15 protein-coding genes are annotated in these 15,743 nt (G+C 43.8%); 10 read left to right on the plus strand and 5 right to left on the minus strand.

What is annotated here, in order from left to right:
• Positions 1–9: 9 nt before the first annotated feature.
• The 4 genes from ONE56_RS08765 (at position 10) to xthA (ending at position 2,437) form a co-directional block, all read left to right on the plus strand.
• The gene (locus ONE56_RS08765; protein ID WP_331437375.1) at positions 10–795 is read left to right on the plus strand and encodes a sulfite exporter TauE/SafE family protein; all 786 of its coding nucleotides are present in this window, start codon (positions 10–12) and stop codon (positions 793–795) included.
• Positions 792–1,337 (plus strand): primosomal replication protein, encoded by a 546-nt coding sequence (locus ONE56_RS08770; protein WP_423839681.1) that lies wholly within the window; start codon positions 792–794, stop codon positions 1,335–1,337. The genes ONE56_RS08765 and ONE56_RS08770 overlap by 4 nt, the downstream gene beginning before the upstream one ends.
• A gap of 1 nt (position 1,338) precedes the next feature.
• A complete protein-coding gene (gene rsmS, locus ONE56_RS08775; protein WP_423839682.1) occupies positions 1,339–1,506 on the plus strand; it encodes a pleiotropic regulatory protein RsmS in 168 nt (55 codons plus the stop codon).
• 124 nt (positions 1,507–1,630) lie between these two features.
• On the plus strand, positions 1,631–2,437 hold the full coding sequence (gene xthA / locus ONE56_RS08780; RefSeq protein ID WP_423839683.1) for an exodeoxyribonuclease III: 807 nt from the start codon (positions 1,631–1,633) through the stop codon (positions 2,435–2,437).
• A gap of 87 nt (positions 2,438–2,524) precedes the next feature.
• Here the strand turns inward: xthA and ONE56_RS08785 are convergent, their stop codons facing one another.
• From ONE56_RS08785 to ONE56_RS08805, 5 genes are all read right to left on the minus strand, one after another.
• Entirely contained in the window at positions 2,525–3,202 is a 678-nt protein-coding gene (locus ONE56_RS08785; RefSeq protein ID WP_331437372.1) for an ABC transporter permease, read from the minus strand.
• 3 nt (positions 3,203–3,205) lie between these two features.
• The gene (locus ONE56_RS08790) at positions 3,206–3,946 is read right to left on the minus strand and encodes an ABC transporter permease (RefSeq protein WP_423839684.1); all 741 of its coding nucleotides are present in this window, start codon (positions 3,944–3,946) and stop codon (positions 3,206–3,208) included.
• Positions 3,947–4,027: 81 nt separating this feature from the next.
• Positions 4,028–4,798 (minus strand): ABC transporter substrate-binding protein, encoded by a 771-nt coding sequence (locus ONE56_RS08795; protein WP_041154886.1) that lies wholly within the window; start codon positions 4,796–4,798, stop codon positions 4,028–4,030.
• A 115-nt stretch (positions 4,799–4,913) separates the two neighbouring features.
• Positions 4,914–5,684 carry an ABC transporter ATP-binding protein gene (locus ONE56_RS08800; protein WP_041154887.1) on the minus strand — a complete coding sequence of 257 codons (771 nt, stop codon included), beginning with the start codon at positions 5,682–5,684 and terminating at the stop codon, positions 4,914–4,916.
• 265 nt (positions 5,685–5,949) lie between these two features.
• Positions 5,950–7,398 (minus strand): hypothetical protein, encoded by a 1,449-nt coding sequence (locus ONE56_RS08805; RefSeq protein WP_041154888.1) that lies wholly within the window; start codon positions 7,396–7,398, stop codon positions 5,950–5,952.
• 509 nt (positions 7,399–7,907) lie between these two features.
• Between ONE56_RS08805 and ONE56_RS08810 the strand changes: the two genes are divergently transcribed.
• The 6 genes from ONE56_RS08810 (at position 7,908) to ONE56_RS08835 (ending at position 15,547) form a co-directional block, all read left to right on the plus strand.
• Positions 7,908–9,455: a DUF3360 family protein gene (locus ONE56_RS08810; protein WP_041154889.1), complete on the plus strand. Its 1,548-nt coding sequence runs from the start codon at positions 7,908–7,910 to the stop codon at positions 9,453–9,455.
• A gap of 306 nt (positions 9,456–9,761) precedes the next feature.
• Positions 9,762–12,038 (plus strand): formate C-acetyltransferase, encoded by a 2,277-nt coding sequence (gene pflB / locus ONE56_RS08815; RefSeq protein WP_423839685.1) that lies wholly within the window; start codon positions 9,762–9,764, stop codon positions 12,036–12,038.
• A gap of 153 nt (positions 12,039–12,191) precedes the next feature.
• A complete protein-coding gene (locus ONE56_RS08820) occupies positions 12,192–13,169 on the plus strand; it encodes a lipid A deacylase LpxR family protein (RefSeq protein ID WP_423840505.1) in 978 nt (325 codons plus the stop codon).
• A gap of 114 nt (positions 13,170–13,283) precedes the next feature.
• On the plus strand, positions 13,284–14,024 hold the full coding sequence (gene pflA, locus ONE56_RS08825) for a pyruvate formate lyase 1-activating protein (RefSeq protein ID WP_041154891.1): 741 nt from the start codon (positions 13,284–13,286) through the stop codon (positions 14,022–14,024).
• Positions 14,025–14,232: 208 nt separating this feature from the next.
• Positions 14,233–14,901 (plus strand): energy-coupling factor ABC transporter permease, encoded by a 669-nt coding sequence (locus ONE56_RS08830; protein WP_331437370.1) that lies wholly within the window; start codon positions 14,233–14,235, stop codon positions 14,899–14,901.
• Positions 14,902–15,046: 145 nt separating this feature from the next.
• Positions 15,047–15,547, plus strand: a complete 501-nt coding sequence (locus ONE56_RS08835; protein ID WP_041154893.1) for a YfbU family protein — start codon at positions 15,047–15,049, stop codon at positions 15,545–15,547.
• The last annotated feature ends 196 nt before the right edge of the window (positions 15,548–15,743 follow it).

Consider the following 15,743-nt stretch of genomic DNA (forward strand, 5'->3'; position numbering starts at 1 on the left):
TAACCATTTATGGAAATGATTGAGCCAACCATGTTGTTGGTGTTGGCGCTCGTCGCTTTTATTGCTGGATTCATTGATGCGGTCGCCGGTGGTGGTGGCATGCTCACAGTACCTGCACTGCTTTCTTTAGGTCTGCCTCCTCACATTGCACTTGGCACCAATAAGCTTGCAGCAACCTTTGCCTCTTCGACGGCAGCTTTTACCTATTATCGAAAGCGTTTATTCCAGCCACGTTGCTGGGGTCGAGCATTTATAGCCACACTGATTGGGGCGACTTTAGGCACACTTTGTGTCGATGCCATCAGTACAGATTGGTTAGAAAAAGTGCTGCCATTAATCATTCTGGCTGCTGCTTTATATACTGTTTTTCATAAAACACCGCAATCCACTCACCAAAGTCCTATTCCTGAGCCTTGTCCTTTGTTAAATAAAAAGCAGTATGTGCAGGGACTGTCCATCGGCTTTTACGATGGTTTAGCAGGACCAGGGACCGGCGCCTTTTGGACAGTGAGTTCAATGGCGCTCTATCGTCTCAACATTCTGTTGGCTTCTGGTCTCGCCAAAGCAATGAATTTCACCAGTAACTTTACCTCTCTGATCACCTTTGCACTACTCGGCCACATAAACTGGGTGCTAGGCTTAACCATGGGCGTGTGCTTAATGGCAGGTGCATTTGTTGGGGCGCACTCCGCAATTCGATTTGGCTCTAAGTTTATTCGCCCTGTATTTGTTACCGTTGTTAGCATTCTCGCCATAAAGCTCGCGTATGAGGCTTGGTTTGTAGGTTTGGCATGAACATAGAGCAACTTTCACAAAATTTAGATCACATGGCTAAGCAGGCTGCGGTATTAGATCGACAACGTGGAGAACATCATGTCCCGCTATTTGACGAACGCTTGTTCAGTTGTCGGTCACGATTGCTAACGCCTTGCGTTAAAGAAGCGAAAGCGACGTTAGCGACAATTTTGCGTGAACAAGCTGAGAATATGCTCACTTCGCAGAGGGCTGAGTACCTGACCGAACGTTTAGTTGCTCAAATCAGCGCGATGCAGCGCGAAATCTCAACCACAAAAATACGCAAAAATGAGATCAAGCACAGTAGTCACTTCCGAAAACCAATCAACGCACTATATCAAGAGCTTGCCCAACATCAGGAGTGGGCACGACGATTGCGCGAAATGGTATTGGATAAAGAGCGCGCTCTGGCCAGTGCAACAAGTTTTCAGCGTGCTGAGGCCCAAAAAGTGCTGCTGGCTACCGAGCAAAGATTGGCGCGCTGTGAAGCGGCATTACTCAAACTAGAAAACCAAATTACTTACAGGGAAAAACATCAGTAGTATGTCTGATCAACCTACCTCGCCGTTAGAAAATGCACCGGAAGAAGTCAAACTTGCCGTGGATTTAATCTATTTATTAGAATCAAACGAGATCGATCCTCAAGTCGCATTAAAAGCGCTGAGAATAGTACAAACGGATCTAGAAAATAAGTTGTCTAGTCAAAGCTAGCGTTTTTGCTCCGCAAGCGCGAATCGTTTTTTGCGCAATAACCGTTTTTGGAACAATAACCGTTTTTGGAACAAACGCGCCAGAACACCATTTACGACAAATACGCCCATTAGAAGGATAAATAATGAAAGTCATCAGCTTTAACATCAATGGACTACGTGCACGACTCCACCAGCTGCAAGCACTTATCGATAAGCATCAGCCAGACGTAATTGGTCTTCAAGAAATCAAAGTTCATGACGAGGCGTTTCCACTTCAAGATGTTGAAGCGATGGGCTACAAAGTGTACTTTCATGGTCAAAAAGCCCATTACGGCGTCGCAATGCTGTGTAAGCAAGAGCCGATTCATGTTCAGAAGGGATTCCCAACGGACAACGAAGAGCATCAAAAGCGCATGATCATGGCAACTTTTGAAGATGAGAATGGCGAGAAAGTAACCGTATTAAATGGTTACTTCCCTCAAGGCGACAACATCAGCCATGAAACTAAATTTCCATATAAGCGACAGTTCTACATGGATTTGATGACCTATTTGAATGAGCACCACAGCAACGATGAACAGTTAATTGTGATGGGTGACATTAATATCAGCCCTATCGATGCAGATATTGGTATTGGAGAACCGAACCGCAAACGTTGGTTAAAAACGGGCAAATGCTCTTTCCAACCAGAAGAGCGTGAGTGGCTAAAGGCTTTACTTGATTGGGGGTTTGAAGATACGTTTCGCAATCTATACCCAGACGTAAACAATCAATTTTCGTGGTTTGACTATCGTTCACGTGGGTTCGATGATAACCGTGGTCTGCGTATTGACGTTATTCTAGCGACACCATCACTTGCGGAGAAGTGTATTGACGCTGGCATTGATTACGAACTGCGCGGGATAGAAAAGCCTTCTGATCACGCGCCAATCTGGTCAACATTTGAATAGACTTTACACTTGTAAGCGATAACCTTGCGCTTACAGGCTATAAATAACGAAGAGCGCCGTAATGGCGCTCTTCGTTTACTTTCCGACTTAACTCAGCGGTCTCGTATAAGCAAGTAGGCGTCGTTCAGCTTGCTTAAAACACCACAAAATCATGAATGTCAGCATCATATAGAACAACCCAGCCGTTAAAAATGACTCAAATGGCGCGTAGTAGCGTGAGTTCACTAATCGAGCGGCACCAGTTAAGTCCATAATCGTGATAATCCCAGCGACTGCGCTACCATGAAGCATGAAAATCACCTCATTTGAATAGGCAGGTAACGCTCTTCGAAGCGCACTCGGTAAGATGATGCGGCGATAAGTCATAAACGGACTCATCCCATAAGCTTTCGCGGCTTCAACCTCACCTGTAGGTAAACCATTAATCGCTCCTCGGATGATCTCCGAAGTGTAAGCCGACGTGTTCAAAATAAACGCCACAAGTGCACAGAACCACGCGTTCTCCCAGAGCGTGTCCTTCACTGGGAAAAACTGGTCCATCCCGTAATAAATAAGGTACAACTGTACAAGTAAGGGGGTCCCACGGAAAAAGTAAATGAACGCCCAAGATGGAAAGCTCAATAAATAGTTCTTACTGTTTCTAGCGATTGCCATTGGAATGGAGACACACAACCCAATGATCAGTGAAATACCTACCAACCAAACTGTTGTCCAAAGACCGTTAAGGTAAATCGGGAAACTTTCAATAATCAGTGAAAAGTCCATAATTTACCTCGTATGAATACTGAATTTACGCTCAACAAGCTTGAGTAAGCCTGTCGATACACTGGTAAAGAATAAAAATATAATGGCTACCGCCATATAGAACGTAAATGGCATTTTAGTCGAGCCCGCCGCTAAAGAACTGACCCTCACCATATCTTCTAAGCCAATAATTGAGACCAGTGCAGTGGTTTTAAGAAGCACTAACCAATTGTTTCCAAAGCCAGGCAATGCGTGACGCACCATCTGTGGTAACAGAATCCTTCTGAATGACATAGCCCCGCTCATGCCATAGGCTTTCGCAGCTTCGAGTTCACCTCTGTCGACGGCCATGATCGCGCCACGAAACGTTTCCGCCATGTAGGCCCCAAAAATAAAACCTATGGTCAAAACACCAGCGATGAAAGGACTGACATCAATATAATCTGGTAAGTATGATGTCCATTCATGATTTGAGTCGCTAGACGCAAACCACCCATTTAGCGTCTCATTGATAGAATAAAGGCTGTTATTTAAAAGTATTTGCCCACCGAAGAAAATCAGCATCATCAGAACCAAATCTGGGATACCACGGATAATGGTGGTATAGAGAGTGGCAACAGCTTTTGCCCATTTATAAGATGACAGTTTGGCGAGTGCACCCAACATGCCTAAAACCACCGCAAGTAACAGAGAAAGTACGGCGACTTCGATGGTTAATAAAGCGCCATGAAAAATGGACGCTTCGTATCCTTGCAAATCCAGCATAGGTGAGTTCCTAGTCCCTAGACTAAAAAAATCGACCGCTGGCTACCTCTAGGAACAAGCCAACGGTCGCTTGTTTACCGCTTATTCGCCGTAAACATCGTAGTTAAAGTATTTACTTGCGATTTCCTGGTAAACACCTTTCTCACGTAAAGATAGAATCGCAGCATCAAGTTTCTGAGTCAGATCTTTGTCTTGTTTACGCACCGCAATACCAAAACCTTCACCGAACCATTTCGGATCTGTTAGTGATGGGCCAACGAACTCATACGCATCGCCACCTTCTTTTTTCAGCACACCTTCTTCTAACGCTGATGCATCACCCAATACTGCGGCAACACGACCGTTTGCAAGGTCTAAGTATGCTTCATCGAAAGAGCCATAACGTACAATATCAATTTTATCGCCGTAGTTATCAGTCAAGTATTTGTCATGCGTTGTCGCACGTTGAACCGCGATTTTCTTACCGTCTAGATTGTCAAAGTCCAGACCTGCGCCTTTTTTAGCAATGAATTTATTTGGAATCAGTGCGTATTTGCCAGTAAAGTCGACTTTCTTTTTACGCTCGTCGGTAATTGACATAGCCGCAATGATTGCATCGTATTTGCGCGCCAACAGTGAAGGAATGATGCCATCCCAATCTTGCGCAACGATCTTACATTCAACCTGCATTTCTTTACATAAGGCATTCGCCATATCGACATCAAAGCCTTTCAAAGATCCATCCGTTTCTGTCCAGCTAAATGGAGGATAGGCGCCTTCAATGCCAAAACGAACGGTTTTCCATTCTTTCGCTTGTGCAATTCCGGACACTGCTGTTGCAGCAAGCGTTGCTGCTAATAACCACTTTTTCATTTCCATACTCCTGTGATTTATATTTTATTTCGTATTGTTTGTTGTGTTTATTTCAAGAGGCAGAAGAATGCCGCTCAAAAAACCTTGTACTCGATCCTTCGTACTTGAAAAGATTCTAGTAAATAGAAGAGATAAACTGTTTTAAACGCTCTGACTCTGGGTTGGTAAACAACTGAGCGGGGTCACCTTGTTCCTCAACCAATCCTTGATGAAGAAACATGACATGACTCGACACATCACGAGCGAAAGCCATCTCGTGCGTCACCACTAACATGGTTCTCCCCTCTTCTGCCAAATCTCTCATCACCCCGAGCACTTCTCCGACCAACTCGGGATCTAGTGCAGACGTTGGTTCATCGAATAACATGACTTCTGGATCTACCGCCAGGGCACGTGCGATAGCGGCACGCTGTTGCTGACCACCAGACAAATGACCTGGGTAATAGTCTTTACGCTCGTATAAACCGACTTTTTTGAGTAATAGTTCTGCGTTTTCAATAGCCTGAGATTTTGGCACCCCTAGAACATGAACAGGCGCTTCAATAACATTTTCTAACACGGTTAAGTGCGACCAAAGATTAAAACCTTGGAACACCATAGCAAGACGTGATCGAATGCGCTGAACTTGTTTTTCGTTGGCAGGAACGGGTTCACCAGAGCGGTTATTTTTCATCTGAATGAGCTCACCATTTACCCAGATATCTCCGGCTGTTGGTGTCTCTAATAGATTAATACATCTAAGAAAAGTACTCTTGCCTGAGCCGGAAGAGCCAATAATAGAAATAACGTCGCCTTTGTGCGCGGCAAGAGAAATACCCTTTAGGACTTCGTTTTGTCCAAACGTTTTGTGCAGGTTTTTTATATCTAGCGCTGGTACATCATTCATGCGCTTAACTCCCTGTGTCTTTTCACTGCTTTACGGGACTCCGCCCATCTAATTTGGAACAAAGTAGCATCACGCTCATAAACTTGCAACAAATCATTAACCTAGATAACTCGAATAGAAAGACATGATATCCAAATTTTTATGCAAAATATAGCGACATATGCTTTTATTCTTGAATATTTGACATAAAAAAGCCCCTAAAACTAGGGGCTAGATAAATTATAAAAGTGTTAGTTGGTTCTAGTTTAGTCAATCAATACGAGTACTAATTAGTGCGCTCTAAGCGTAATGTCTTCGTTTTGGCCATTCGGTTATTAACGCTTCTAACTTCTTGTTCATTCATCACAATGCCCAATGCATCTTTTGTCGTGCTCGTGCCGTCTTCGTTGGCAAACGCAGTCATAAAGTCTGTTGCTTTTAAGTCACTTTGATCTTCAGTAAACACATAACTTTGCGTCATGTTTGAACCACTTGATACCACTAGCCCACTAATACCAGAAATACTTGAGTAGTCCAACTTAGGAACAACAACCTTACCGCTGATCAATGAGTAAACTGAATGTCGAACAATGTATGGCACCGAATTTACACTTTTCCCTTGTTGGTAGGTCAAACGCTGTAAACCATTTTCATCGCCTAGAGCAATACTGTCACGCACATAAACATTGCCATTTGATACACCTGGCTTAGTATTTTGGGTATTGCTAACCGAGAATAATGAAGATTCATCTACAACAACGCGCCAGTCGTCTGATACCACGTCAGTGTAAGTCGCATTCCAACCATTGGTTGCAATTGTGCCTTCGACGCTAAAGGCCCATTGATCACCTTTCAAACTGTCTGGATGGTAAAAAGCATTCCCTTTCGCGACTTCAGCCAAACGATAAGAAAAGTTGCGGTAAATGGCGTCGATATCAATCGTTTTAAAGTTGATGCCCGAATTGCTGACAGACGGTGTGGATTGGTTTCCTGCAAACACCATTCGATTATCGTTCCAACCATCGAATCCGTACTGATATAAAGATGCTCGTGAACCGGTTCTATATTGAGCAACCATGGTCTTTTCATCTTTTACTGCGGATAACTTTTGACCATTAGTAAAACGCGATTCGTTTGCTTCAACGGTGTCATATTGAGAATCGAAGTAAAACGTTGAGAACGGATTACCCGATGCGTCTTCTGCAGCTTTATAGTCTAGGTTACTTTTATTGACCATTGCATCATTGCTACCAGTCAAACAAGTAGTGTTGCTAACATTCGATTGAGCAGATAGGTATACGTTGCGTAGTGAAGAATCTGCTTCTAGAAGCGCTTTAGTAAACGTTAATGCGTTAATGACCGTTCCGTCCACTTCTTGGATCGTTACACTACCGCCATCTGGTATAGACTGGCGAATAATCGTCAATTTATCGTTACTTGCCGTCACTAAGTCACCAACACGGTTACCCGACGCATCAGAGTAATAAGCGGTAAGCTGAGTATCTAATACTCCACCAATTCTATGATAATTCAGGACCTCCACAACACCATTAGTTGTATTACGATCATAGATAGTACAAGAGCCGTTGCTATCTAACGTCTGTGTCTTAGGTGTTACGAACGTAAAGTTGTACTGAGTTTGAGGCGCACCGCCGCCACCGCCGCCACCTCCGCCACAACCGACCATGATTCCTGAGATGATTGCCACTAAAGGCACTATTTTGAGCTTTTTCATGTCTTCTTCCTAAATAAGTCAAGCGGCAATAGATAGCCATAAATTCGTCATTTTTAGGAACTAAGCAAAAATGAAGCCAAGTTTTCACCACCCGATAGAACATCCGGGGATATTTCATTGATATGTGAAATGTGACCTGATAACGCTAACTCAACTCAAGTTATGTAATGAAATTACACACTTAAGCGCGATATGATCGACGCAACCCGCCGTTTTGTAGCAAAGTTTCAGATATAGTTCTAAAGTGATCTAAATCAATCACTCTTTATAGTTATGTTGATAGACTCCAGCCATAAAATGAGGATTTTCCTGTGCCTCAGCACAATCATAATAATAGCAACGTTATAAATCAGTTATTGGCTATGCTTAAGCACGTAAATTGAGTGCTACAAGTCTAATGACCGCCGGCGACGACTGTCCGATTGAGATACTTCAGTTCGACACAACACTGGCACTTATTTAAGAGTTCATACTTAAGAATTCATAACTTTAAAATATATGAGGAATCTATGTCAGACGCAGTGAATAAAGCGCATTCTGATTCAGATATCGAGACCAAAAGCTACCGTGAGCTTCATCGTCCAGCATCTGAGTTCGCCAGTCGTTCAGACTATCTAGACCACGAACTGCAAATCATGAAGCCACGTCGTTTCGGCTTAAACTTGCCAGGTCGTGATTTCCGTTTTGAGCTTGAAGATTTTGTTCCAGCTATTGCGGGTACTATCGGCATTATTGCAATGTATTCTGCAGTAATGATGTCTTGGGCTGAAGGTTTAACCCAAGCATGGGATCATGTGCATTTGACCAAAGAGTTCGCAATTGAAGTCGCTCGTGTCGAAATGCTGATCCCTGCTCTTCTTTTCTGTATTTTAGCTTCAGGTGTTTTTAACCCTAAAGCGAACCTCGCCGGTAACCATGGCCCAATGATTCCATTGATCGGTACTATCGCTCTAGCAGGTGCTCACCCTCTTGCTCTTGCCATTCTGATCGGTATTTTTGGTCTTCTACTCTCATTTTTTAAAGGCGGCTCAAAACTCGTCAACCTCACTTCTGAAGGCACCGCCGGTGGTTTGCTTATTTTCTTAGGCCTAACAGGTACGATTAGCCAAATCAACTCCATTCAATCCTGGGCAACAGGGCTGGAGTCTGCCGATGTTGCCGCTGGTAGCATGGGTTACGTTGGCTTTGTTGTTCTTGGTATCACCGTCGCTATCTATGCTTATCTTGCGAAAATCAACAAACGTTGGTTGGCAATTCCAGTGTGTGCATTCACCGGTCTTGCGATTGCGCTGGTTCTTGGTGCTGGCTTTGACATTGTATTCGAGACAAAAACAGGTCTGCCAAACCTTAATCCAGTTTACTGGTGGGGCAGCACCGAGGAAGGTTGGATGCTTGGTTTACCAACTGCAGAGCACTTTATCGCATCATTACCATTCGCGATTCTTGCTGTTGCGATGTGGTCACCAGATTTCCTTGGCCACCGTATCTTCCAGGAAATGAACTACCCACGTAAGACAGAAAAAGTACTGATGGACGTGGATGACACCATGACGATGTGTTCTTTCCGTCAGATGGTCGGTACTGCTGTTGGTGGCGGTAACATCACGTCATCTTGGGGAACTTACATGATCCCAGCGGCTATCGCGAAACGTCCAATTCCGGCAGGTGCGATTCTTCTAGGCTCTCTATGTATTATCGTTGCGATTCTTGGTTTCCCAATGGACGTTGCTGTATGGCCACCAGTCATGCGCGTCGCGCTGCTTGTCGGTGTATCGCTTCCTTTACTTGAAGCAGGTATGCAGATGGTGCGTGACACAAAAGATTCACAAGCAGCGGGTATCTGTATCTTTGCATCTATCGTCGCTAACCCAGTGCTAGCTTGGGCATTAACCATGTTCCTAGATAACAACGGATTAATTGGCGACAAAGAACGTGCATCACGCTTGTCATTCATGGATAAAATTATTATTCCTGTCACTGTCTTTATTATCTGTTTAGTTGCTATGCTTGCTGTTGGTATGCTAGAAGATCAATATGGATTAAAAGCTTGGCTATAATAAAGCTATAATTTTAACAAATATGTGGGTAGCGCTGGTCGCTACCCCATTTTTATCGCATTTTTTGAAGATTTATTGATTTAGTTTAAGGTTTGCAAAAAAATTTTAGTTTAGTCTTTCACTATAGGTTAACGAAACGGCGTTAATTTGTAGTGACAATATTTATAGTTTTACTACCCAGTATTGTGAATTTGAGACTATAAATATTGTTATTCATAAGAGTGTACTGTTCCTCACCTGAACGAGGATAGCTGGCTCAACGGCGAAGCAGTGCGTATTTTTTTCTACTAAAAAGGTAGGTATGTCATGGCAGAGCAATTTGCTAAAGCTTGGGAAGGTTTTGCTGAAGGTGATTGGCAAAACGAAGTAAACGTTCGTGATTTCATTCAGAAAAACTATTCTCCGTATGAAGGCGACGAATCTTTCCTAGTTTCTGAAGGTACTGAAGCAACTAACAAGCTTTGGGCTAAGGTAATGGAAGGTATCAAACAAGAAAACTCGACTCACGCTCCAGTTGACTTTGATACTTCAGTTATCTCTACCATCACTGCTCACGATGCAGGCTACATCGAGAAAGATCTTGAAACTATCGTTGGTCTACAAACTGACGCTCCGCTGAAACGTGCGATCATCCCTAACGGTGGTATCCGCATGGTTGAAGGTTCATGCAAAGCATACAATCGTGAGCTAGATCCGCAAGTTAAGAAAATCTACACAGAATACCGTAAAACACACAACCAAGGCGTTTTCGACATCTACACGCCACAGATCATGGCGTGTCGTAAATCTGGCGTACTGACTGGTCTTCCAGATGCTTACGGTCGTGGTCGTATCATCGGTGACTACCGTCGTATTGCTCTATACGGTATTGATTTCCTAATGAAGGATAAATTCGCACAGTTCTCTTCTCTACAAGAGCGTTTCGAGAACGGCGAAGACCTACAAATGACAATGCAGCTTCGTGAAGAGATCGCTGAGCAACATCGTGCGCTAGGTCAAATCAAAGAAATGGCTGCTAAATACGGTTGTGACATTTCTCGTCCTGCAGAAACTGCACAAGAAGCTATCCAGTGGACTTACTTCGGTTACCTAGCTGCTGTTAAATCTCAAAATGGCGCGGCAATGTCTCTAGGCCGTACTTCTACGTTCCTAGACATCTTCATTGAGCGTGATATCGCTGCTGGTCGCATCACTGAAGACCAAGCTCAAGAAATGATCGACCACTTCGTAATGAAGCTACGTATGGTTCGTTTCCTACGTACTCCTGAGTACGATGATCTGTTCTCTGGTGACCCAATCTGGGCAACTGAGTCTATGGGTGGTATGGGTCTTGACGGACGTACACTGGTTACTCGTACAAACTTCCGTTTCCTAAACTCTCTATACACAATGGGTCCTTCTCCAGAGCCGAACATCACTGTTCTTTGGTCTGAGCAACTACCTGAAGGCTTCAAGAAGTTCTGTGCGAAAGTATCTATCGATACTTCTTCTATCCAGTACGAAAACGACGACCTAATGCGTCCAGACATGAACTCTGACGACTACGCAATCGCATGTTGTGTATCTCCAATGGTTGTTGGTAAGCAAATGCAGTTCTTCGGTGCTCGTGCTAACCTTGCGAAAACTATGCTTTACACCATCAACGGTGGTGTGGATGAGAAGCTAAAAATCCAAGTTGGTCCAGAAATGCCTAAGATCGAAGGCGATGTACTGAACTACGATGAGTTGTGGGAGAAAATGGACCACTTCATGGATTGGCTAGCGAAGCAGTACGTGACTGCACTAAACGCAATCCACTTCATGCACGACAAGTACAGCTACGAAGCGTCTCTAATGGCTCTACATGACCGTGACGTTAAACGTACAATGGCTTGTGGTATCGCTGGTCTTTCTGTGGCTGCTGACTCTCTGTCTGCAATCAAATACGCTACAGTTAAACCTATTCGTGATGAAAACGGTCTAGCGATCGACTTCGAAATCGAAGGCGACTACCCTAAATTCGGTAACAACGACCCACGCGTTGATGACATCGCATGTGAACTTGTTTCTGTATTTATGGGCAAAATCCGTAAGCTTAAGACTTACCGCGACGCAATCCCTACTCAGTCAATTCTTACTATCACTTCAAACGTGGTTTACGGTAAGAAAACGGGTAACACACCTGATGGTCGTCGTGCTGGTGCTCCATTTGCTCCAGGTGCAAACCCAATGCACGGTCGCGATGAGAAAGGTGCGGTTGCATCACTAACTTCAGTTGCAAAACTGCCGTTTGCTGACGCACAAGATGGTATCTCTTACACCTTCTCGATCGTACCTAACGCTCTAGGTAAAGATGAAGGTTCTCAACGCGCTAACCTTGCTGGTCTGATGGATGGTTACTTCCACCACGAAGCAGGTATTGAAGGTGGTCAACACCTAAACGTGAACGTTCTTAACCGCGAAACTCTAGAAGACGCTGTTAAGCACCCAGAGAAATACCCTCAGCTTACAATCCGTGTCTCTGGTTACGCAGTACGCTTTAACTCTCTAACTGCAGAGCAACAAGCTGACGTAATCGCACGTACATTCACTGAGTCTCTATAATAACTCTCTGAAATAACGTAGATTGATACAACAAAGGCTGATGCTACAAAGCATCAGCCTTTTTTTTATCTCTAGAGTCAAACTTGTGACTTGGCAAAAGATTTCGCTGTCATTCTTTCGTATGATGCATAAAAAAGCGAGTAAATGAAGTATATGAAACTCAGCAAACTATTTGTTCTTCCCCTTTTGTCTCCTGTTGCCTTTGCATCGACACAGTCCACCCTTTCTTTTACGCTCGACAACGATGGAGTTTTTGGCGTTGACCACGATTATACCAATGGCGTATTTTTCTCATACGCAACGGGTCAGCTACGAAAGCAGAGCGAATGGGATTGGCTTAGTCTTCACCAATCCAACACAGAAAACATCGATAAAATCGAGTTAGTATTCGGTCATAAAATGTGGACGCCAAGTGACATAGAAGCCGACTACCCTCTTGCCAATGATCGCCCTTATGCTGGCTATCTCCACACTGAAATCAACTACCTTTCTCTGACTTCAGACAAAGCGGTTCGCTACAATTTTACGATTGGTGCAACGGGTGAAAGCGCCCTATCTGAAAAAGCACAGCTATTTGTGCATAATATTACTGGCTCGCCGGATCCAAATGGATGGGAGTATCAAATCGATGACAAAGTCGCCTTCAGTGTCGGCTATCGAGCTTTCAATAAATTACTACGTAGTGACGAAAACACAACACAATGGGAAATCACCAACGTTAACAACATTAACGCCGGTAACTTTCGTAGCGATATTTCTCAAGGAGTCATGTTTCGTTGGGGTACTCACCTCGCCAACAGCATAGGCGCCGCAAACATCAGTGTAGAAAGTCCCTTCTCGGCCAGCATGTTAGCCAAAAATACCAGTAGCTGGTTCGTCTTTGGAGGTTTCGAAGGTCACTACCGCTTTAATGACATGACCATCGAAGGCAAGCGCTCAGGTATACCCGGATCCCAGAAAGCCTATGATGTAGACTTAGAGCATTGGCAAGCAAGCGCAATCGCAGGCGCTACTTGGTATACCGAGAATGTGGGAGCCAGTTTAACTATGACAATAAAGACGCCAGATTATAAACAGCCTCACACCGACGTTTATGGCACGGGGTCTCTTTCTGTTTTTGCGTTCTTCTAAACAACGATTCTCAATACAGCAATAAGTTGCACTAACTTAAGCAAGGTTAAGCTGTTTTAACCCTGATTTTTGTAATAAAATAACAGTTAAAGTCAATAAGAATGAGAGCAAAAGATGTCAACAACTGGACGTATTCACTCCTATGAGTCATGTGGTACCGTAGACGGACCCGGTATTCGTTTCATCGTCTTCTTGCAAGGTTGCTTAATGCGTTGCAAATATTGTCATAACCGTGACACATGGGACACGCATGACGGCAAAGAAGTATCGGTGGAAGAGATCATTGCCGAGGCCAAAAGTTACCGACACTTTATGAATGCTTCAGGGGGTGGTGTCACTTGCTCTGGTGGAGAAGCCATGCTCCAGCCGGAATTCGTTCGTGACTTTTTCAGAGCGGCACACGCTGAAGGGATTCACACTTGCCTAGACACCAACGGGTATGTCCGTAAGCACACCGATGTCATTGATGAGGTGTTAGACGCGACTGACCTTGTCATGCTTGATATCAAACACATGAAAGATGAAATTCACCAGGACTTTATTGGTGTGTCGAATCGTCGTACTCTCGACTTTGCTCGCTACTTAAACAAAATTGGTCAAAAAACCTGGATTCGTTATGTCGTTGTTCCAGGCTATACCGATGATCCAGAAGCCGCCCATATGCTGGGCGAATTCATTAAAGACATGGACAACATCGAAAAAGTCGAATTGCTTCCGTACCATAAGCTGGGCGCTCATAAATGGGAAGCATTAGGATTGGAGTACCCGCTCGACGGCGTAAACCCTCCTTCTAAAGAAACCATGGATGAAATTCAATCCATCCTTGCTCAATACAACTCGAACGTAAAGTATTAAACATCCCTTAATCCAGTATTGGCACACACTAAGAAATACCAGCGCTACGCTGGTATTTTTGTATCGCCACGATGTGAATTTTCTAGCCCGAGTCTTCCGTGTAGAATGACCAGTTATTTACTACGATTGGTATCAGTACTTAGGAGTCACGTACAACTCATGACATCACCTAATAATAGTAACGAAGCCAACGCACAAGGAAGTAAGAATGAATTGGTTTAATCTGGTCTCGGCAATTGTTATTGTTTGGATAGTCATCGTGAGCTGTGTGCCCGATTGGAGAAAGAACGTTTGGCCCAAACTAGAAAAGGAGAAGTCGTTTCAGCATCTGGTTTTCGCGACCTTATTCGTTCTCACTCTTTTATGGTCTACCCAGGCAGGCGTGAAAGACGGACTGCAGATTCACTTTCTCGCGTTAACCACTCTGACGATGATGTATGGTTGGCGCATGGCATTACTACTAAGTATACCCGCGATGATCATGAGTCAGTGGTTACACGGAAATTCGTTGACTTTCATTCCTAGTATACTCATGTTATCGGCTCTACTTCCTATCCTCACCAGTTACCTCATTTTTCTGTTGAGTTTTCATTACTTACCAAGAAACATCTTCGTATTCATATTCGTTGCTGGTTTTTTCAATGGTGCGCTCACCGGCAGCTTACACCTTCTTTTCAACTCACTGTATCACCTATATTCCGGTCATTACGACTGGGAGACGATTCATCACAACTATTTTGTTTTTGTGCCATTACTCGCGTTCCCGGAAGGATTACTCAACGGCATGTCGCTCGCCGTACTCACGGTCTTTAAACCTGAATGGTTAAGAGTGTTCTCTGATCGCGATTACATATACAATCATTACCATAAAAAGTAGCGATTGTAGTTAGGGCGGTAAGACTACTTTTTAAGAATTATTACCACTTTTCATATTAAATATGTGTTGAGATCATGTTTCAGTCATGGTTTAGACGTTAACCTAAGCACATTAAAAATGTATTAGATAATTTAGTGAGGTCATCATGGAAATGTCGAACGCTCAACGTTTGATCCTATCGAACCAATACAACCTAATGTCTCAGCTTGACCCAAGTAATGCAGCGAAATACAAACGCTTACAAACCATAGTAGAACGCGGTTATGGGTTGCAGATGTGTGAGTTGAACAAAGACTTCGGTCGCATCACCGAAGCCGAGTGTCGCGAAATTATCGACATTATGGAGATGTTCCACGCGATGCAAGAATCCAACAATATTTTGGATGAAGAAGAACGCAGCAAAGTCGACCAACGTCGTTTGCAATTCCTTGGTTTTGATATTGCAACCGAAGCTCAACAAGTGCATTACGTGCGCTTCTTAGTGGATTCAGAAGGGCTATACCCACAGTTTGACAAAGCTGATCATCACTTCAACAGCCAAATGCCAATGTTGGATAAGTATCGTCGCATGCTGCAAACATGGCGCAATTGCCCTCGCCAATATCACCTATGTGCGAACGAGTTATCACAAATTTTTAGTGCATAATCGGCTTTGTATCGCGCATCCATCGTGCTTTGAAACAACACTTTGCTCAAGCCAGTCTGCAAAATTGACTGGCTTTTTGTCTCTGACGGTTTAAAAATTAAACAGATTACGGCGATAGGCTTGGAGCAATAGACGCAACTTCGAATTTTTATCAAAAAACTGGCTACAAATAAAGCAAACAGTAATTTTAAGGGTT

It is taken from the genome of Vibrio mytili (assembly GCF_049563345.1).
GTDB lineage: Bacteria > Pseudomonadota > Gammaproteobacteria > Enterobacterales > Vibrionaceae > Vibrio > Vibrio mytili.

What these genes read in the sequence shown, in the direction of transcription:
- ONE56_RS08765 (WP_331437375.1), top strand. Translation starts at nt 10, where the DNA reads ATGGAAATGATTGAGCCAACCATGTTGTTGGTGTTGGCGCTCGTCGCT.
- ONE56_RS08770 (WP_423839681.1), top strand. Translation starts at nt 792, where the DNA reads ATGAACATAGAGCAACTTTCACAAAATTTAGATCACATGGCTAAGCAG.
- rsmS (WP_423839682.1), top strand. Translation starts at nt 1,339, where the DNA reads ATGTCTGATCAACCTACCTCGCCGTTAGAAAATGCACCGGAAGAAGTC.
- xthA (WP_423839683.1), top strand. Translation starts at nt 1,631, where the DNA reads ATGAAAGTCATCAGCTTTAACATCAATGGACTACGTGCACGACTCCAC.
- ONE56_RS08785 (WP_331437372.1), bottom strand. Translation starts at nt 3,202, where the DNA reads ATGGACTTTTCACTGATTATTGAAAGTTTCCCGATTTACCTTAACGGT.
- ONE56_RS08790 (WP_423839684.1), bottom strand. Translation starts at nt 3,946, where the DNA reads ATGCTGGATTTGCAAGGATACGAAGCGTCCATTTTTCATGGCGCTTTA.
- ONE56_RS08795 (WP_041154886.1), bottom strand. Translation starts at nt 4,798, where the DNA reads ATGAAAAAGTGGTTATTAGCAGCAACGCTTGCTGCAACAGCAGTGTCC.
- ONE56_RS08800 (WP_041154887.1), bottom strand. Translation starts at nt 5,684, where the DNA reads ATGAATGATGTACCAGCGCTAGATATAAAAAACCTGCACAAAACGTTT.
- ONE56_RS08805 (WP_041154888.1), bottom strand. Translation starts at nt 7,398, where the DNA reads ATGAAAAAGCTCAAAATAGTGCCTTTAGTGGCAATCATCTCAGGAATC.
- ONE56_RS08810 (WP_041154889.1), top strand. Translation starts at nt 7,908, where the DNA reads ATGTCAGACGCAGTGAATAAAGCGCATTCTGATTCAGATATCGAGACC.
- pflB (WP_423839685.1), top strand. Translation starts at nt 9,762, where the DNA reads ATGGCAGAGCAATTTGCTAAAGCTTGGGAAGGTTTTGCTGAAGGTGAT.
- ONE56_RS08820 (WP_423840505.1), top strand. Translation starts at nt 12,192, where the DNA reads ATGAAACTCAGCAAACTATTTGTTCTTCCCCTTTTGTCTCCTGTTGCC.
- pflA (WP_041154891.1), top strand. Translation starts at nt 13,284, where the DNA reads ATGTCAACAACTGGACGTATTCACTCCTATGAGTCATGTGGTACCGTA.
- ONE56_RS08830 (WP_331437370.1), top strand. Translation starts at nt 14,233, where the DNA reads ATGAATTGGTTTAATCTGGTCTCGGCAATTGTTATTGTTTGGATAGTC.
- ONE56_RS08835 (WP_041154893.1), top strand. Translation starts at nt 15,047, where the DNA reads ATGGAAATGTCGAACGCTCAACGTTTGATCCTATCGAACCAATACAAC.